Origin of the sequence: Mycobacterium sp. AMU20-3851, from assembly GCF_043974665.1 — a bacterium.
Taxonomy (GTDB): Bacteria; Actinomycetota; Actinomycetes; order Mycobacteriales; family Mycobacteriaceae; genus Mycobacterium.
In genome coordinates this window covers 835991-854794 of the sequence record NZ_CP146371.1, presented here as the reverse complement: position 1 = coordinate 854794, position 18804 = coordinate 835991, and the positions used below count along the sequence as shown (strand labels likewise).

Annotated in this window: 15 protein-coding genes; 6 read left to right on the top strand and 9 right to left on the bottom strand. The window is 68.0% G+C overall.

The window, feature by feature from the left end; all coding sequences use genetic code 11:
* Positions 1 to 122 precede the first annotated feature (122 nt).
* Both V4U86_RS04225 and V4U86_RS04220 read left to right on the top strand, forming a co-directional pair.
* Entirely contained in the window at positions 123 to 1577 is a 1455-nt protein-coding gene (locus V4U86_RS04225) for an APC family permease (RefSeq protein WP_395310040.1), read from the top strand.
* Positions 1574 to 2326: an IclR family transcriptional regulator gene (locus V4U86_RS04220; RefSeq protein WP_395310039.1), complete on the top strand. Its 753-nt coding sequence runs from the start codon at positions 1574 to 1576 to the stop codon at positions 2324 to 2326. The genes V4U86_RS04225 and V4U86_RS04220 overlap by 4 nt, the downstream gene beginning before the upstream one ends.
* Before the next feature lie 2 nt (positions 2327 to 2328).
* On the opposite strand, the gene V4U86_RS04215 is transcribed toward V4U86_RS04220, so the two are convergent.
* Positions 2329 to 3945 carry an AMP-binding protein gene (locus V4U86_RS04215; RefSeq protein WP_395310038.1) on the bottom strand — a complete coding sequence of 539 codons (1617 nt, stop codon included), beginning with the start codon at positions 3943 to 3945 and terminating at the stop codon, positions 2329 to 2331.
* Positions 3945 to 5633: an AMP-binding protein gene (locus V4U86_RS04210; protein WP_395310037.1), complete on the bottom strand. Its 1689-nt coding sequence runs from the start codon at positions 5631 to 5633 to the stop codon at positions 3945 to 3947. Before V4U86_RS04210 ends, V4U86_RS04215 begins: the two co-directional genes overlap by 1 nt.
* 58 nt (positions 5634 to 5691) lie before the next feature.
* Between V4U86_RS04210 and V4U86_RS04205 the strand changes: the two genes are divergently transcribed.
* A complete protein-coding gene (locus V4U86_RS04205) occupies positions 5692 to 6507 on the top strand; it encodes a helix-turn-helix transcriptional regulator (RefSeq protein ID WP_395310036.1) in 816 nt (271 codons plus the stop codon).
* A gap of 9 nt (positions 6508 to 6516) precedes the next feature.
* Here the strand turns inward: V4U86_RS04205 and V4U86_RS04200 are convergent, their stop codons facing one another.
* Together V4U86_RS04200 and V4U86_RS04195 are read right to left on the bottom strand one after the other, a co-directional pair.
* On the bottom strand, positions 6517 to 8337 hold the full coding sequence (locus tag V4U86_RS04200) for an ABC transporter ATP-binding protein (protein ID WP_395310035.1): 1821 nt from the start codon (positions 8335 to 8337) through the stop codon (positions 6517 to 6519).
* The gene (locus V4U86_RS04195) at positions 8334 to 10121 is read right to left on the bottom strand and encodes an ABC transporter ATP-binding protein (protein WP_395310034.1); all 1788 of its coding nucleotides are present in this window, start codon (positions 10119 to 10121) and stop codon (positions 8334 to 8336) included. The genes V4U86_RS04200 and V4U86_RS04195 overlap by 4 nt, the downstream gene beginning before the upstream one ends.
* 170 nt (positions 10122 to 10291) lie before the next feature.
* Here V4U86_RS04195 and V4U86_RS04190 point away from each other — a divergent pair, with 170 nt between their 5' ends.
* A complete protein-coding gene (locus tag V4U86_RS04190; RefSeq protein WP_087027092.1) occupies positions 10292 to 10996 on the top strand; it encodes a response regulator transcription factor in 705 nt (234 codons plus the stop codon).
* Positions 10997 to 11037: 41 nt separating this feature from the next.
* Positions 11038 to 12372 (top strand): sensor histidine kinase, encoded by a 1335-nt coding sequence (locus V4U86_RS04185; RefSeq protein WP_395311910.1) that lies wholly within the window; start codon positions 11038 to 11040, stop codon positions 12370 to 12372.
* A 207-nt stretch (positions 12373 to 12579) separates the two neighbouring features.
* Here V4U86_RS04185 and V4U86_RS04180 read toward each other — a convergent pair whose 3' ends face one another.
* Together V4U86_RS04180 and V4U86_RS04175 are read right to left on the bottom strand one after the other, a co-directional pair.
* Positions 12580 to 13533: an OmpA family protein gene (locus V4U86_RS04180; protein WP_395310033.1), complete on the bottom strand. Its 954-nt coding sequence runs from the start codon at positions 13531 to 13533 to the stop codon at positions 12580 to 12582.
* A 3-nt stretch (positions 13534 to 13536) separates the two neighbouring features.
* Entirely contained in the window at positions 13537 to 13899 is a 363-nt protein-coding gene (locus tag V4U86_RS04175) for an FKBP-type peptidyl-prolyl cis-trans isomerase (RefSeq protein ID WP_395310032.1), read from the bottom strand.
* 32 nt (positions 13900 to 13931) lie between these two features.
* Between V4U86_RS04175 and V4U86_RS04170 the strand changes: the two genes are divergently transcribed.
* Positions 13932 to 15488, top strand: coding sequence for a phytoene desaturase family protein (locus tag V4U86_RS04170; RefSeq protein ID WP_395310031.1), 1557 nt, complete (start codon positions 13932 to 13934; stop codon positions 15486 to 15488).
* Here the strand turns inward: V4U86_RS04170 and V4U86_RS04165 are convergent.
* The 3 genes from V4U86_RS04165 to V4U86_RS04155 all read right to left on the bottom strand — a co-directional run bounded on the left by V4U86_RS04165 (position 15485) and on the right by V4U86_RS04155 (position 18768).
* Positions 15485 to 15892 (bottom strand): MarR family winged helix-turn-helix transcriptional regulator, encoded by a 408-nt coding sequence (locus V4U86_RS04165; RefSeq protein WP_395310030.1) that lies wholly within the window; start codon positions 15890 to 15892, stop codon positions 15485 to 15487. The genes V4U86_RS04170 and V4U86_RS04165 overlap by 4 nt on opposite strands.
* Complete coding sequence (locus tag V4U86_RS04160) at positions 15885 to 17351, bottom strand: MFS transporter (protein WP_395310029.1); 1467 nt, start codon at positions 17349 to 17351, stop codon at positions 15885 to 15887. The genes V4U86_RS04165 and V4U86_RS04160 overlap by 8 nt, the downstream gene beginning before the upstream one ends.
* Positions 17352 to 17466: 115 nt before the next feature.
* On the bottom strand, positions 17467 to 18768 hold the full coding sequence (locus V4U86_RS04155) for a citrate synthase (RefSeq protein ID WP_395310028.1): 1302 nt from the start codon (positions 18766 to 18768) through the stop codon (positions 17467 to 17469).
* Between the last annotated feature and the right edge of the window lie 36 nt (positions 18769 to 18804).

Below are 18804 nucleotides of genomic sequence, written 5' to 3'. Positions count from 1 at the left end.
CAGTTGACGGAGACGGTGGATGTTTTCGCCCGGATGACCCGCACGGCATTCTCATTTGAACTTTTTCGTCATTTCTCCGGCAAGCCTGTACCGCGGACCGGGCCATCGGCTACGTTGCGGAAATGAACGGCATCAGGGGGGTGCGGCGGAGCTCGCCGGTCTCCGGCCTGCGGCGCGCGCAGCTGTCGTTCGCCCAGGTTCTCGGCCAGTCGGTGTCCGCGGTCGCACCGTCGGCGGTGATGGTGACGCTGCCCGCGCTCGTGCTTCCGGCCGCCGGGCGTCTGACGCTGCCGGTGTTCGTGTTCACCGCCCTGCTGATGGCCGCGGTCGGCTACTGCGTCACCCAGTTCTCCACTCGCATGGTGGCGGTCAGCGGCGTGTACAGCTACACGGTCAAAGGCCTCGGCCCCGTGCCCGGGATCGGCGCCGGCTGGTCGGTGGTCATCGGTTACGCCGGGGCGGCAATGGCCAGCACACTCGGCGCGGCAAGCTATCTCACCGCACTGCTTGGCCGCCTCGGCGTTCCCGACAACCATGTCACGACAACCCTGTTGGCGGTCCTCGTCGGTGTCGTCGCGCTCACCCTGATGGTGCGCGGTGTCCGGCTGTCCGCGCGAACCATGCTGACCGTCGAGGTGTTCGCGATCGTCGCCGCCTCGGCGGTGCTGATCGTCGCGTTCACCGGATCGTTGACCGGGGGGCACGATCCCCCCGAACCCGATGCCGCCGGTACACATTCGGCTCTGGGCTTCGCGCTGCTGCTGGCCATCACCTCCTATGTCGGCTTCGAGAGCGCGGGCACCGTCGCGCGCGAGGCACAGCGGCCGTTCGTCACCGTCACGCGGGCCATCCGTTGGGCACCACTGGCACTCGGTGTGTTGTACACGTTCGCCGCGGCCATGCAGTCCGCCGGCGGAATCCAGGCCGGCATCGGATCGATCCCGATCGTGCTCATGCCCGAATCAGCCGGTGCCGCGTCCACGGCGCTGTCCATCGTGATGGAACTCGGCATCACCGCGTCCTGGTTCGCGTGCGTGATCGGCTCGACCACCGCTCTGTCACGAACCCTGTTCGCCATGGGCCGGGAAGGTGTCGTGCCGCAGCGGATCGGGCTCGCGCACCCGGTTTTCCGGACCCCGCACATCGCCCTGTACGCCACCGTCCCGGTGATCATCGCGGTGCCCGTCGGCTATCTGCTGATCGCCGGATCCACCCGCGAGGCGCTCGTCGGCCTGCTCGCTGTCTCCGCACACGGCTATATCGGTGCCTACCTGCTGGTGTGCCTGGCCACGCCGGCGTTCCTGCGCCGCATCGGTGAACTCACGGCGGCCCCGCTGGTGGTCGGCCTGACCGCGGCCGCCATGATGATCGCGATCATCGGATGGGCCGCACTCACCGTCGAATCGCCGGTCTGGATCGCCACTGCCGTCTACGCTGGCCTATTGGCAACGGGTTTCGCCGTTTTCGCCATCCGCCGTCGCACGATTCCCGACCTTGCCCGGCGCGTCGGCGTGTTCGACGAGACCGTCGCCGGTGACGTGTTCGCCGATTACAACCCGTGGGAGGTGCGCCGATGAGCCCGGCGGACGGCGCGCTCTCGGGGCGTCAGCCCAAGGCGGTGCAGAGCGCTCTCCAGGTGCTCGAAGCCGTCGCGCAGGCGGGGGTGGGCGTGACCGCCAAGGAGATCGCGGAGCGGCTGTCGATGCCGTCGGCGACCACCTACCGGCTACTGAATCTGCTTGTCGCCGACGGCTATGTGGTGCGGCTGCCGGATCTGTCCGGATTCTCGCTCGGCCCGCGGATGGGGGTGCTGATCGACGCCGCGGTCACCCCGAATGTCTGCACCGCGGCCCGGGAGCAACTCGCCGAACTGCGGTTGTCGGTGCGGTTCGGGGTGCACCTGTTCTACTTCACCAATACCTCGGTGCGCCTTGCCGATTCGGACAGTGAGTACCCGCCGCCGGCCGACGAATCGGTGCTCAATCACCACCTGCACGCCTGCGCCGTCGGGAAACTGCTGCTGGCCGAGAAACGCGATGTCGATACGCTGCTCACCTCCCCACTGCGCGGGCTGACCGGCCGCACCGTGACGTCGAGAGCTCTTCTGCTGCAACAGCTCGACGAGGTCCGTAGCCAGCAGGTGGCAAGCCAGACCGAGGAGTTGCGCGAGGGCACGGCGTGTGTGGCGGTACCGGTGCGGTCACCGGCCGGTGCGCTGGTGGCCGCGGTGGCGATGTCCGCGCGTGCCGACCAGGACCAGCTGCTGGCCAAACAGATTCCGGCGCTGCACGACTGCGCGGCGGGGCTGAGCCCGCTACTGGCCTAGGGCTACAGCCCGAGGATGCGGACGCTCTCCTCGCGCATCTGCACCTTGCGGATCTTTCCGGTGACGGTCATCGGGAACTCGTCGACCAGGTGCACGTACCGCGGAATCTTGTAGTGCGCCAACCGGCCCGTCGCAAACTCACGGATGGCGTCTGCGTCCAGTGGCTGCGCGCCGGGCTTCATCTTGATCCAGACGCAGATCTCTTCGCCGTATCTGGCGTCCGGCACCCCGATGACCTGAGCGTCCTCGATACCCGGGTGCGCGTAGAGGAACTCCTCGATCTCGCGGGGGTAGACGTTCTCCCCGCCGCGGATCACCATGTCCTTGATCCGGCCGACGATGGTGCAGTAGCCGTCCTCGCGCATCACCGCCAGATCCCCGGTGTGCATCCAGCCGTCTTCGTCGATCGCCTCGGCGGTCTTCTCCGGGTCCTGCCAGTAACCGAGCATCACCGAATACCCACGCGTGCAGAACTCTCCGGGTTGCCCGCGCTCCACGACGGCACCGGTCTCCGGGTCGATGACCTTGATCTCGACGTGCGGGTGCGCCCGGCCGATGGTGGCGGTGCGGCGCTCCAGGTCGTCGTCGTGCAGGGTCTGACACGACACCGGCGAGGTTTCGGTCATGCCGTAGGCGATGGCCACCTCGGCCATGTTCATGTCGTTGATGCAGCGCTTCATCACCTCGATCGGGCACACCGCGCCGGCCATCACACCGGTCCGCAGACTCGACAGGTCACGGTCGGCGAAGCTCGGGTGGTTCTGCATGGCGATGAACATGGTCGGCACCCCGTACACCCCGGTGCAGCGTTCCGCCTCGATGGTTTCCAGCGTGATGCCGGGTTCGAAGCCGGGGGCGGGGATCACCATCGTGACGCCGTGGGTGGTGCAGCCCAGGTTGCCCATCACCATGCCGAAGCAGTGGTAGAAGGGCACCGGGATGCACAGCCGGTCACCGGGTTTCAGGTTGATGCCCTCGGTGACGAAGAACCCGTTGTTCAGGATGTTGCGGTGCGACAGGGTCGCGCCCTTCGGGAATCCCGTTGTGCCCGAGGTGTACTGGATGTTGATCGGGTCGGTGTTGGACAGGCTGTCCATCCGCTCCCGCAGTTGCTGCTCCGGGGCGGCAGCGGCACGCAGCGCCGCCCAGTCCTCGGTCCCGAGGAAGATGACCTCGCGCAGCGTCGGCGCCTCGGCGCGTACCTGCCCGACCATCGCGACGTAGTCGGAGGTCTTGAAGGCCGTCGCCGAGATGAGCATCCGCACTCCCGACTGGTTGAGCACGTAGCTCAGTTCGTGGGTGCGGTAGGCCGGGTTGATGTTGACCAGGATGGCGCCGATCTTGGCGGTCGCGTACTGCACGATGGTCCATTCGGCGCAGTTCGGCGACCAGATGCCGACCCGGTCCCCCTTGGCGATCCCACGGCCCAGCAATCCCCTTGCCACCAGGTCGATTTCGTCGTTGAGTTCGCGGTAGGTCCAGCGCAGGCCCTGCGCGACGTCGACCAGAGCTTCGACGTCGGGATGCGCGGCCGCGGTGCGTTCGAAGTTCGCACCGATGGTGTCCTCGATCAGGGGTGCGGTATCTGCACCGCTCGGTCCGGCGTCGTAGCTCTGCATCACATCACCAGATCCTCGTATCGGTATTCGGTTTCGATCGGGCTGCCCGCGGCATGTGCCTCATCTTCGCGCTTGCGCAGTTCGACGCGCCGGATCTTGCCGGAAATCGTCTTGGGCAGTTCGAAGAACTCGATCCGGCGGACCTTCAGATACGGGGCCAGATGATCGCGGGAGTACTCCAGGATCGACTTCGCGGTGTCGGCGTCGGCGTCCCAGCCAGACGCCAGCGCCACATAGGCCTTCGGCACCGCCAGTCGGGTGTCGTCGGGCTGCGGCACCACCGCGGCCTCGATGACCGCCGGGTGCTCGATGAGCACGCTCTCCAACTCGAACGGCGACACCTTGTAGTCCGAGGACTTGAACACGTCGTCGGTGCGCCCGATGTAGGTGATGTAGCCGTCCTCGTCGCGGCTGGCGACGTCGCCGGTGTGGTAGTAGCCGTTGGCCATCACCGCGTCGTTGCGTTTCGGGTCGCCGAGGTATCCGGTCATCAGGTTCAACGGCCGATTCGCCAGATCCAGGCAGATCTCGCCCTCGTCGGCGACATCGCCGGTCAGCGGATCGACCAGCACCACCGGCACCCCGGGCATCGGCCGGCCCATCGAACCCGCCTTGACCGGTTGGCCGGGGGTGTTGCCGATCTGCAGGGTGGTCTCGGTCTGCCCGAAGCCGTCCCGGATGGTCAGGCCCCAGGCCCGTTCGACGGCGCCGATGACCTCCGGGTTGAGCGGTTCGCCGGCGCCGAGGATCTCGCGCAGCCCCGCGGGCTTGGCGCCGAGGTCGGCCTGGATGAGCATCCGCCACACCGTCGGCGGGGCGCAGAAGGTGTTCACCTCGGCCCGGCGGAGCTGGTCGAGCAGCGCGGCGGCGTCGAACCGGTCGTAGTTGTAGACGAAGATTGTCGCCTCGGCGATCCACGGGGTGAAGAAGCAGCTCCAGGCGTGCTTGGCCCAGCCCGGGGAGCTGATGGCCAGGTGCACGTCGCCGGGGGTGACACCGATCCAGGCCATCGTGGACAGGTGCCCGACCGGGTAGGACACCTGGGAGTGCTCCACGAGTTTGGGCTTGCTGGTGGTGCCGGAGGTGAAATAGACCAGCAGGGGGTCACCGACCTCGGTGCAGGTTTCGAAGGGGCCGGCGGAGCTGACGTCGTCGGCGTCGGCGTAGCGGTGCCAGCCGTCCACTTCACCGATGGCGATGCGGGTGAACTCGGCGTCGATGCCCTCGAACTTGGGCGCATCGGCGGCGTTGGCGATGACGAAGCGCGCACCGCCGCGCTCGATCCGGTCGGCCAGATCGGCGGTGCCCAGCGCGCCGGTGGTCGGCATGACGACCGCGCCGAGCTTGGCCACGGCCAGCATGGTCTCCCACAGTTCGACCTGGTTGCCGAGCATCAGGATGACGCGGTCGCCCTTGCCGACGCCGAGGCTGCGCAGCCAGGTGGCGACCAGGTCGGAGCGCCGTGCCATCTCGGCGAAGCTGAGTTTGGTCTCGCTGCCGTCCTGCTCGACGATCCACAGGGCGGGACGGTCGTTGTCCTTGGCGATGACGTCGAACCAGTCGATAGCCCAGTTGAAGGAGCCGGTGATGTCGGGCCAGCAGAAGGTGGCCACGGCCTTGTCGTAATCGCTGATGACGTCCACGAGCTGATCCCGGGCGGCGCGATAGAGATCTGTGTTGCTGCTCATGCCGACTAGGATCTAGGTCACAGTCACCCGTCCGCTACCCCCGAAAGAGGGGAACACCGTGCCATCCCTGCTGAGGCCCCGCGATACCGACGCGGTGCGCGCCGAGCTGCGCTGGGTATCGGCCGAGGCGGGGGTGCCGGTGCTGTTCGGTGGCGAGGTGGACGGCGACGCGCTGCTGCTGAGCGAGTTCGTCGGCACCCGGACCGGGATGCTGCGCGGGCTGGTGGTGCGGGCCAGTTCCGGGTTGGGCGGGGCCAGCATGGTGTCCGGCCGGCCGCTGTCGGTGGCCGACTACCGCAACGCCTCGACCATCACGCACGACTACGACACCCCGGTGTTGAGCGAGGGCATCCGCTCGGTGCTCGCGGTCCCGGTGATCGTGGACGGACTGCCGCGGGCGGTGCTCTACGGCGCGTACCGGAACGGGGCGCCGTTCTCCGGGCGGACCGCGGACCTGATGGTCGGCTCCGCGCACCGGCTCGCCGAGGAGATGCGCATCCGCGACGAGGTGGACCGCCGGCTGCGATTGCGCGAGGCGCAGCAGACCGGGGCGGCCAATCCGGAGACGGTCAGGGAGGTGTACGCCGGGCTGCGCACACTGGCGTCGCGGGTGGATGGCGACACCAGCGCCGAGCTGAACCGGCTGGCCGACCTGCTGTCCGCCCCAGTGGACGAGGATCTGGGTTTGACACCCCGCGAGCTCGACGTGCTGTCGCAGATCGCGCTGGGCTGCAGCAATGCCGAAGCGGCGCAGCGGCTTTCGCTCAAACCCGAGACGGTGAAGAGTTATCTGCGCAGTGCGGCGTCGAAGCTGGGTACGCACAGCCGACATGAGGCGGTGTCGAAGGCGCGCCGGGCGCGGTTGATTCCCTGACGCAGGAGCTCAGGCCAACGACTCCACCCACGCCCGGTGCAACGCCGCGAACTGCCCGTCCCCGCCGATCAACTCATCCGGCGGACCGTCCTCCACGACCTCGCCGTGCTCGAGCACCAGTACCCGGTCGGCGATCTGCACCGTGGAGAGTCGGTGCGCGATCACCACGGCGGTGCGATCGGCCAGCACGGTGGCCAAGGCGTGCTGCACCATTCGCTCGCTCGGGATGTCCAACGATGAGGTCGCCTCGTCCAGGATCAGCACCGCCGGATCGGCCAAGAACGCCCGCGCGAAAGCAATCAATTGACGCTGCCCCGCGGACAACCGACCACCGCGCTTGGCGACATCGGTCAGATACCCCTCGGGCAGGCCGTCGATGAACCGGTCCGCGCCGACGGCCACGGCCGCCTCCCGGATTTCGGCATCAGAAGCAGAGGGCCGGCCGAACCGGATGTTGTCGGCGATGGTGCCCTCGAACATGAAGTTCTCCTGGGTCACCATCACCACCTGAGAGCGCAGATCTGCCTGCGCGACATCACGCAGATCGATGCCGTCCAGCGTGACCGCCCCCGAGACCGGGTCGTAGAACCGGGCCAGCAGTTTGGCGATGGTGGTCTTACCGGCACCGGTGGTGCCCACCAACGCGACCGTCTGCCCGGCCGGGATGTCCAGCGTCAACGACGGCAGCACCGGCCGGTCCGGCACATAGGAGAAGTGCACGTCCTGGAAGGCAATGTGGCCCAACACATTCGACAGCTTCACCGGATGCGCGGGATCTTCGATGCCCGGATCCTCGGCCAGCACCCCGGCGATCTTCTCCAGCGCTGCCGACGCGGACTGGAAGGTGTTGAAGAACTGCGAGATCTCCTGCATCGGCTCGAAGAAGATCCGCAGATACAGCAGGAACGCGGTCAGGGTGCCCAGCGTCATCTGGTCCTCCAGCACCAGATAACCGCCGTAGAGCAGCACCGCGCCCGTGGTGAGGTTGCCGGTCAGCCGGACCGCCGGCATGAAGATCGCCAGCAGCTTGAAGGCCCGCTCGTTGATCGTCTTGTACTGATCGGCGACGTCCTCGAAGATCTCCTGGTTGCGCGGTTCGCGGCGGTAGGCCTGCACGGCCTTGATGCCCGTCATGGTCTCGACGAACTGCACGATCACCAGGGCCGCGGCCTCGCGCACCTTCAGATAGGTGCGCGAGGATTCGTTGCGGAACCACCACGTCAGCAGCACCAGCACGGGAAACGCGCACAGGCAGGCCAACCCGAGCCGCCAGTCCAACACCACCAGCAGCACCGCGGTACCGAACATGGTGAGCACCGCGGTGATCAGACCGTCGAATCCGGTGGCCAGCATGTCCTGGATGGCGTCCACGTCATTGGTGGACCGGGCCACCACCCGGCCGGAGGTATAGCGGTCGTGAAACGCCACGTCGAGCCGCTGGAAGTGCCGGAACAGCCTGCGCCGCAGTTCGATCAGCACTTCCTGACCGATCCGCCCCGACCGGCGCAGGAAGTACATCCGGCTGGTCGCCTGCGTCACCACCACCGCGCACAACGCCGCGAGGATCAGCAGCAGCTCACGCGAATCACCGGAAGCCACGATCGGCGGGATGCCGTGGTCGATACCGCGCTGCACCAGCAGCGGCACCGACAGCCGGGCCGCATTCTCCACCACCACGACGACGGCGAGCACCGCGAGCACCCGCCAGTACGGCTTCAGCAGCGAACCCAGTAGCGAACGCGCCTCGCGGCGCCGGGAGATCGACTCGTCGATGGGCAGGTTCTCGTCGTCGGCGGAGACCGCCTGACCCCGCCAGTCCGTCACGCTCACTGCCCAGCCTCCGCCAACTCCTCGTCGGCGGCCAGCAGATACCGGTACTCCGGCGCCTCGGCCAGCAGGTCATGGTGCGTGCCGACCCGGGTCACGGTCCCGTTCTCCAGCAACGCCACCCGGTCGGCCAACAGCACCGTCGACGCGCGGTGCGCCACCACGATGCCGGTGACATCGCGCAGCACCCTGCCCAGTGCCTCGGTCACCTCGGCCTCGGTGTGCACGTCCAGCGCGGACAGGGTGTCGTCGAGCACCAGGATGCGCGGATCGGCGATGATCGCGCGGGCGAGCGAAAGACGTTGCCGCTGACCACCGGACAGGCTCATGCCCTGCTCACCGATGCGGGTGTCCAGACCGAACGGCAGGTCATACACGAACCCGGCCGACGCCACGTCGATCCCGCGGGCCAGATCCTCGTCGGTGGCGTCCGGGTTACCCAGGCGCAGGTTCTCCGCGACCGACATGGAGAACAGCGTCGGGTCCTCGAAGGCGGTGGCCACCGCGCGCCGCAACGCGGGCAGTGACATCTCGCGGATGTCGACGCCGTCGACCAGGATGGCGCCCTCGCTGACGTCGTGCAGCCGGGACAGCAGCGCGGCCAGCACCGACTTGCCCGACCCGGTCGCCCCGACCAGGGCGATCGTCTCCCCCGACTCCACGGTCAGATTGACGTGCCGCAGCGCCCAGCCATCGCTGTCCGGGAACCGGAACCCGACATCGACGAGCTCCAGCCGCCCGCCGTGGGTGGCCGCGGTGTGCGGTCCGTCGGTGATCTCGCGCGGGGCGTCGAAGATCTCGGCGACCCGGTTGGCGGCCGTCATCGACTCCTGGGTCATGGACAGCAGGAAGCCCAGCGAGGCGATCGGCCACACCAGCGACAGCATCATGGTGATGAAAGCGACCAGCGTGCCCATGCTGATGTAGCCGTGACCGGTCGCGTAGGCGCCGACCCCGAGCACGATGATCAGCGTGATGTTGGGGATGACCTCCAGCAGCGTCCAGAACTTGGCCGACACCGCGACCTTGCGCACCTCGGTGTCGTACAGCCCGGTGACCCGCTGGTCGAAGCCGCGGTAGGCGTGCTCCTCACGGCCGAAGGACTTGATCACCCGCAGCCCGAGCGCCGATTCCTCGACGTGGGTGGCGACGTTGCCGGCCTGGTCCTGCGACTGCCGCGACAGCTTGGTGAACTGCCGCTGGAAGTGCAGCACCGTCCACGTGATCGGCACGATCGCCACCACCACGACCACCCCGAGCGGCCAGTACATGGCCAGCAGGATGCCCGTCACCACGATGATCTGCACGACGTTGAGCATCAGGAACAGCAGCCCGAAGGACAGGAACTGCCGGATCGAGCTCAGGTCGTTCATCACCCGGGAGAGCAGCTGACCGGACTGCCAGTTGCCGTGAAACGACATCGGCAGGATCTGCAGCCGCGCGTAAAGGTCCTTGCGGATGTCGGCCTCCACGCCCATGGTGGCCCGGGCCACCAGCCACCGCCGGATGAACCAGAGCACGGCCTCGGAGATCAGCAACGCGACAGCGGCCAGGCCCAGCGTCCACAGGCCCGCGGCGTCCTTCTCCCGGACCGGGCCGTCGATGACGGCCCTGGTGATCAGCGGCACGCTCACGGTCGCGCCGAGGCTGACGAAGGCCGCCACCACCATCGCGATCCAGCGCACCTTGTACGGCTTCAGGTACGGCAGCAGCCGCAGAATGTCAGAGGACGTCCTGATCCGCTGCGGTGGCGGCGCGATCGCCGGTTCCGAACGGAGTCCCTGCACGCACACCACCTCCCCTGCTCATCTTGTGTTCTACCGCACGGTGCCGACAACTTATTTCCGGCGTGCGGCCAACCTAAAACCTCAACAATGGATGAGGTCAAGAAACTCCCGCACCGCCGACCACCCGGGCGTCCCCCGGTTGGCGTGGTGTTTCAGGCAGTATTGGCTCCATGGAAAGTGGTACCTCGGCCTCTCCGCGGGTTCTCGTCGTCGACGACGACCCGGACGTCCTCGCCTCGCTGGAGCGCGGCCTGCGGTTGTCCGGCTTCGAGGTGTCCACCGCGGTGGACGGCGCCGAAGCGCTGCGCAGCGCCACCGAGACCCGCCCCGACGCGATCGTGCTGGACATCAACATGCCGGTGCTCGACGGCGTCAGCGTGGTCACCGCGCTGCGCGCCATGGACAACGACGTCCCCGTCTGCGTGCTGTCCGCCCGCACCAGCGTCGATGACCGGGTCGCCGGTCTGGAGGCCGGCGCCGACGACTACCTGGTCAAGCCGTTCGTGCTGCAGGAGCTGGTGGCCCGGGTCAAGGCGCTGCTGCGCCGGCGCGGATCCACCGCGACGTTCTCCTCGGAGACCATCTCGGTGGGCCCGCTGGAGGTCGACATCCCCGGCCGGCGCGCCCGGGTCAACGGCACCGATGTGGACCTGACCAAACGCGAGTTCGACCTGCTGGCCGTGCTGGCCGAGCACAAGACCGCGGTGTTGTCCCGCGCGCAGCTGCTCGAGCTGGTGTGGGGCTATGACTTCGCCGCCGACACCAACGTGGTCGACGTGTTCATCGGCTATCTGCGCCGCAAGCTGGAGGCCGGCGGCGCGCCGCGGCTTCTGCACACCGTGCGCGGTGTGGGCTTCGTGCTGCGCACCCAGTAGGTCAGACTGACCCTGTGGATTTGAACGACCGGCTCTACCGGATGCTCGGCCTGCCCAAACGCATCCTGTCGCTGCGCTCGATCGTGGTGGCCGCGGCGCTCGGGGTGGTCGCCACCGTCATCATCATCGGCACCTGGGTGTGGATCGGTATCACCAACGAGCAGTACAGCCAGCTGGACCGCCGGCTCGATTCGATCAGCAGTCTCGGCGACGTCAGCACCCTGCTGTCCAGCGCGATGAAGGCCGATACCGACGCACCGGTGGCCGATCCCGATCTCGTCCGCACCGCGCGGATCGGCGGTGCCACCGTGTCCATCCCCGGTGACATCGTGCTGCCGGAGTTCCCGGACGGTTTCGCCACCACCACGATCAACGGTGTGGAGTACCGGGTCCGGACCTTCACCGCCGGGCAGGCCTCGGTCGCGCTCGGCGCGACCCTGACCGACACCGAACGCCAGATCAACTCCCAGCACCGGCGGGTGCTGCTGATCAGCGGCGGCGTCATCGGCGGCACCCTGGTGGTCGGCTGGGTGATCTCGGCGGTCATGATCACCCCGTTCCGGCGGCTGGCCCAGCAGGCCCGCGCCATCAACGCCCAGTCCAACCCGGACGAGGTGCAGGTGCGCGGGGTCTGGGAGGCCACCGAGATTGGTGAGGCCGTCGAGGGCATGCTGGCCCGCATCGGCGACGAGCAGCAGCGCACCAAGGCCGCGCTGGAATCGGCCCGGGACTTCGCCGCGGTGGCGTCCCATGAACTGCGCACCCCGCTGACCGCGATGCGCACCAACCTGGAGGTGCTGGCCACCCTCGACATGCCCGACGAGCAACGCAAAGAGGTGCTCGGCGACGTCATCCGCACCCAGTCGCGGATCGAAGCCACGCTGTCCGCGTTGGAACGCCTCGCGCAGGGGCAGCTGTCCACCTCCGACGACCATGCCCCGGTCGACCTGACCGAGCTGCTCGACCGCGCCGCCCACGACGCGATGCGGGTGTATCCGGAACTCGACGTCTCGCTGGTGCCCGCGCCGACGGTGCTGATCCTCGGCCTGGCCGCCGGCCTGCGGCTGGCCGTCGACAACGCCATCGCCAACGCGGTCAAGCACGGCGACGCCAAGCGGGTTCAGCTCTCGGCGGTGAGCTCCCGCGAAGGGGTGGAGATCGCCATCGACGACGACGGCTGCGGCATCCCCGAAGAGGAACGCACCAAGGTGTTCGAGCGGTTCTCCCGCGGGTCCACCGCATCGCACTCCGGGTCCGGCCTTGGCCTGGCCCTGGTCGCCCAGCAGGCCGAATTGCACGGCGGCACAGCCTCGTTGGAGGAGAGCCCGCTCGGTGGCACCCGGCTGCTGCTGCGGCTGCCCGGCCCGACGAACTAGTCCCGGGGCGCCCGGCGCACGGTGAACGCCAGCGTCAGCACCACCCCGAGCAGGAACGACAGCACGAGCAATCCGAGGCTCATCAGCTCTCGTCCTCCCCACGGGGTTTGACCAACACCACGGTCGCGGCCCAGGCCAGGGCCGAGCCGGCGACGAACGCCAGCAGGTACCAGAACCACTCCAGCACGAATTCCACGCCGATCCCCCTCAGCTGACCGTGATCTCGATGCGCCGGTTCTGCGCCCGGTCCGCCTCGGTGTCGTTGCCCGCGACCGGTTCGGCCGAGCCGGCGCCGTCAGAGGTGATCCGGTCCGCAGATACCCCTTGCCGGATGAAGGCGTCGGCCACGGCTTTCGCCTGTCTGGTGCTCTGCGCGAGGCCGGCCGCATCGCCGACTGAGTCGTCGGTGTGCGCGATGATCGACACCCGGGCCTGCGGGCAGGCCTTCAACTTCTTGACGAGCTGGGCGATCAGCGGTGCCGAGCTTTCCGCGACCCGGGCACCGTCGGCCTCGTATTGGATCGGGGTACGCAGCAGACCCGAGATGTCCTGCTGCAGTTCGGCACACCCCCCGGTCAACCCCGGACCCACCGGCGCCTGGGGTGGCACGAATCCCGGTGTGATCACCGCGATGTCGTTGACCACCGCCAGATCGGGCCAGGCGGCCTGCACGGCATCCTCGACACGGGTGGTGACGTCCTCGGATTCGGCGGTGCCGGTGAGGATCACGTCGCCGCCGTTGATGCTGAACCCGAAGTCCGGCACCGGCGTCGCAGCGCCCAGCACACCGTCGATCCCGGACAGATCGGGTGCGGTGATACCACCGATGACGGTCAGCAGGTCGACGACGTTCGACCCCGGCAGCACCGTCCGCACCCGGTCCAGGGCAAAGGCCCGGGTGGGTTCGTCGGGCACCTGACCGCTGACAACCACGTCATCGTTGCTGTGCTGCAACGAAAATGGCGCCATCACCACGTCGGGACGGCCGTTGGCCTGGGTGAGGGTGGGCGCGGTACTGATCACCGGATTCGGTAGCGCCGAATCCGAGGCGTCGTCGGGGACCGCGGTCCCGATCAGTGCGAGGGCCAGCGGCACCACGATGAGCGCCGCCAGCCATCCCGCACCCGGCGGACGCCGGTAGAAGTCGGTCGAAGCCGGCACCGGCTAGCGCGCGGCCAGCAGGTCGATCACGAAGATCAAGGTCTTGCCGGACAGCTGGTGTCCCCCACCGGCCGGTCCGTACGCCAGCTCCGGCGGGATGGTCAGCTTGCGCCGTCCGCCCACGCGCATACCGGGGATGCCGTCCTGCCAGCCCTGGATCAGTCCGCGCAGCGGGAACGAGATGGCCTCCCCGCGGTTCCACGAACTGTCGAACTCCTCACCGGTGTCGTATTCCACGCCGACGTAGTGCACCTGCACGGTGCCGCCCGGCACCGCTTCGGCGCCGTCGCCGACCGTCACGTCTTCGATGACCAGTTCGGTGGGCGCCGGGCCATCGGGAAATTCAATCTCGGGTTTCGTTGCCATGGTTTCCTACCGTAGTCGGGCAGACTTGGCGTGTGGCCGAAGACCAAGACATCGTCATCGTCGGAGGTGGGCACAACGGCCTCGTCGCCGCCGCGTACCTGGCCCGTGCGGGTCGCCGGGTTACGCTGTTGGAGCGACTCGACCATGTCGGTGGCGCTGCCGTGTCGGCGCACGCGTTCGACGGCATCGACGCGCGGCTGTCCCGCTACTCGTATCTGGTGAGCCTGCTGCCCCGGCGCATCATCGAGGATCTCGGCGCACGGATCCGCTTGGCCCACCGGCGGGTGTCGTCCTACACTCCCGATCCGGCCACGCGGGGCGCCACCGGACTGCTGATCGGTACCCGAAACACCTTCGCGGCCATCGGCGCCGGTAGTGACGAGGCCCGGTTCAAAGAGTTCTACCGGCGCGCTCAGCTGGTGACCGGGGCGGTGTGGCCGACGCTGTTGTCCCCGCTGAACACCCGCTCGGCCATCCGGGACCGGGTGCTCGGTTCCGGGGATCCTGACGCGGCCGCCGGCTGGGAGACGTTGATCAACACCCCGATCGGCCGCACCATCACCGAGGCGGTGCACAACGACCTGGTGCGCGGGGTGATCGCCACCGACGCGCTGATCGGCACCTTCGCCGCCACCGACGACCCGTCGCTGATCCAGAACATCTGCTTCCTGTACCACCTGATCGGCGGTGGCACCGGCGACTGGGACGTGCCGGTCGGCGGGATGGGCGCGGTCACCGGTGCGCTCACCGCGGCCGCCTGCGGGTTCGGCGCCGAGATCATCACCGGGGCCGAGGTGTATGCCATCAGCCCGGACGGCGACGTGCAGTACCGCTCCCGGGACGGCGAGCACACCGTGCACGGCAGGCATGTGCTGGCCGGGGTGACCCCGGCGGTGCTGGCGCGCCTGCTCGGGGATCCGGAGCCCGAAACCGCTCCGGGATCGCAGATCAAGGTCAATCTGATGCTCAAACGGCTGCCCCGGTTGCGCGATCAGTGGGTGGGCCCGGAGCATGCCTTCGCGGGCACCTTCCACATCAACGAGACGATGCGGCAACTGGACACCGCTTACGCCGCCGCGGCCGGCGGCGCACTGCCCGATCCGCTGCCGTGCGAGGTGTACTGCCACTCGCTGACCGACCCGAGCATCCTGTCCGAACCGTTGCGCGGCAGCGGCGCGCACACCCTGACGGTGTTCGGTCTGCACACCCCGCACCATCTGCTCGGTGATCTGGATCCGGACACCAGGCGTATCAAACTTGCTGCCGCAGCACTACATTCGCTGAACTCCGTGCTGGCCGAGCCGATCCAGGATGTGGTGATGACCGACCAGGACGGCCGACCGTGTGTGGAGGCCAAGACCACCGGCGACCTGGAGGACGCGCTCGGCATGACCGCGGGCAACATCTTCCACGGCGCGCTGGGCTGGCCGTTCGCCGAGGACGACGAGGAACTGGACACCCCGGCCAAGCGCTGGGGCGTGGCCACCGGCCACGAAGCGATCCTGCTGTGCGGATCGGGTGCCCGGCGTGGCGGCGCGGTGTCGGGCATCGGCGGGCACAACGCGGCGATGGCGGTACTGGAAAGCTAGCTCAACTTCTTCAGAAGAGCCTGCAGTGCAACGAGATCCGCTTCGCTCAAGGCCGCCAGCACCGGGGGCGCCGGATCCTCGACGGAGTCGATCTCGGCGAGCAGTTCGCGCCCCCGCTCGGTGAGTGAGACCGTCTTGGACCGCCGGTCACCCGGGTCGGTCTGCCGGATCACCAGTCCACGCTCCTCCAGGTCGTTGACCGCGACGGTGGCCGCGGGCGCATCCATGGTGGCGGCCTCGGCCACGGCCTTGACCGTCATCGGCGCCGGGGCAAGCGTCTTGAGCACCCGGATGCGACTGAACGGCAGACCGGACCGCTCGACGACGGCCCGTTTCCAGCCGTCCCGATTCTGGTGGACCACCGCGGCCATCCGGCGCCACACGGCGTCGGCAAGTTCAGACATCGGCGGCCGCCTTGGGCGCGTCGATGAGCGGGGCCAGCCGGCGGGCCGAGTCCATGGCCCGCGCCGAGGTGGACACGAAGCCGAGGATCACGATCACCGCGCCGAGGGCCGCGCACACCAACCACAGCGGGCGAGCGGAGGCGGCGAAGTCACCGGCTACGGCCGAATTGGCCGGCCCGGCCGCGGCCAGGGCGGCGCCGGCGACCGAACCGCACAGCGCCACACCGATACTCACGCCGATCTGCCGGCTGGTGCTGGTCACCGCGGAGGCGGCACCGGCCCGGTCCAGTGGCATCCCGCTGACCGCGGTGTTGGTGATGGGCGCGTTGACCATGGAGAAGCCGATGCCGAACACCGCGAACACCACCATCAGCGACCACACCGGCGCCGATTCACCCAGCAGTGCCAGCACCGTGGAGGCCGTCATGATCATCACCCCGGACACCAGCAGCGACGGTCGCGCCCCGTAGCGACCCACCAGCCGACCCGACAGCGGCGAGAACACCAGCGCGCCGACCGCGATCGGCAGGTAGATCAACCCGGTCTGCATGGCCGAGAAGCCGCGCGCGCCCTGCAGGTAGAGCGACATCATGAACAGCAGCGCACCCCAGGATGCGAACGCACAGATGGCGATCACGGTCGCCGACGCGAACGGCACGCTGCGGAAGAAGCGCAGGTCGATGAACGGGTCCGTGCGGCGGGCCTCGTAACGCAGGAAGGACACGAAGGCCAGTACGGCGACGACGGCCGCGACGATGACGCGCGGGTGACCCCAGCCCAGCGCGGGCCCTTCGATGAGGGCGAACACGGTGCCGAACAGGAACGCCACGGCCAGCGCCTGCCCGATGGGATCGATGGTGCGCATGGTCGCCGACCGGGTCTCCGGGACGAAGACCGCCGTCAGCACGATGGCCGCCAGACAGATCGGCAGGTTGATCCAGAACACCGCGCGCCAACTGATCAGGTGGATCAGCAGCCCGCCCACCGTCGGGCCGAGCGCCATCGAGATGCCGACCACCCCACCCCAGACGCCGATGGCCCGGGCGCGTTCGACAGGCCCGGTGAACACCTGGGAGATGATGGACAACGCCACCGGGTTGAGCATGGAACCGCCGACGGCCTGCAGGAAGCGGGCCGCGATCAGGGCGTCGATACCCGGGGCGAGGCTGCACAGTAGCGAGCCGAGCGCGAAGATGACCAGTCCGGTCTGGAACACCCGGCGTCGCCCCAACCGGTCCCCCATGGCGCCGGACAGCATCAGCAGCGAGGCCAGCACCAGGGTGTAGATGTCGATGACCCATTGCAGCTGCGACGCGCTGGCACCCAGATCGGTCTGGATGGACGGGATGGCGACGTTGACGATGGTGGCGTCCATCGACACGATCAGCAGGCTCAGACAGCAGGACGCCAGGACGATCGCCTTACGCCGCGGCGTGAGCGTGCTGATAGTTTCATTCACACAACTATTGTGGAACTACAACTATTGCGAGTCAACGTCTCCGCGCCGAGATCGGCGCAATGGCGAAAACCACTCGACCTTCTCCGCCCGTTAGTTCGGTTGGGCGGAAGAGGGGTCAGCGACCGGACAGGTCCACGTAGTCGCGCTCGGTGTAGCCGGTGTAGATCTGGCGCGGGCGGCCGATCTTGCCCGGCTCCGAATGCATCTCCCGCCAGTGCGCGATCCAGCCGGGCAGCCGGCCCAGGGCGAACAACACGGTGAACATGCGGGTCGGGAAGCCCATCGCCCGGTAGATCACGCCGGTGTAGTAGTCGACGTTCGGGTAGAGCTTGCGCTCCACGAAGAAGTCGTCGGTCAGCGCGATCTCTTCGAGCTGCTTGGCGATATCGAGCAGCGGGTCGTCCACACCGAGCTTGCCCAGGATCTTGTCGGCCTGCTCCTTGACGATGCGGGCCCGCGGGTCGTAGTTCTTGTAGACCCGGTGCCCGAAGCCCATCAGCTTCACGCCGTCCTCGCGGTTCTTCACCTTGCGGACGAACTCCTTGACGTCGCCGCCGGAGTCCTGGATCTTGGTCAGCATCTCCAGCACGGCCTGGTTGGCGCCGCCGTGCAGCGGGCCCCACAGCGCATTGATGCCGCCGGAGATCGAGGTGAACAGGTTGGCCTGCGAGGAGCCGACCAGACGCACCGTCGAGGTGGAGCAGTTCTGCTCGTGGTCGGCGTGCAGGATCAAAAGCATGTCCAAGGCGCGGACAATTTCGGGATCTACCTCATACGGCTCGGCCGGGAAGCCGAACGTCATCCGCAGGAAGTTCTCCACCAGCGTCAGCGAGTTGTCCGGGTACAGGAACGGCTGCCCCTCGGACTTCTTGTACGCGTACGCGGCAATGGTCGGCAGCTTGGCCAGCAGCCGGATGGTGGACAGCTCGACCTGCTTCTTGTCCAGCGGGTCCAGCGAGTCCTGGTAGTAGGCGCTCAGCGCGTTCACCGCCGAGGACAGCACCGGCATCGGGTGCGCGTTGCGCGGGAATCCGTCGAAGAACCGCTTGAGATCCTCGTGCAGCAGGGTGTGCCGCTGGATCTGGTTGGTGAACGAGGCGAGCTCGTCGGTGGTCGGCAGTTCACCGTAAATCAGCAGGTAGCTGACCTCGATGAAGGTCGACTGCTCGGCCAGCTGCTCGATCGGGTAGCCCCGGTAGCGCAGGATGCCGGCATCCCCGTCGATGTAGGTGATCGCACTCTTGGTCGAGGAGGTGTTGACGAAACCACCGTCGAACGTGGTGTAACCGGTCTTGGCCAGCAGCGGACCCAGCGCGATGCCGTCGGAGCCCTCTGTGGCGTGCACGATCTCCAAGTCCAGGGAGCCACCCGGGTAGGACAGGGTGGCTTTCTCGTCAGGGCTGGAGTTGTCTGCCACTGGAACCCCTTCTCTGGGCGTCGGGAGGAGTGAGGC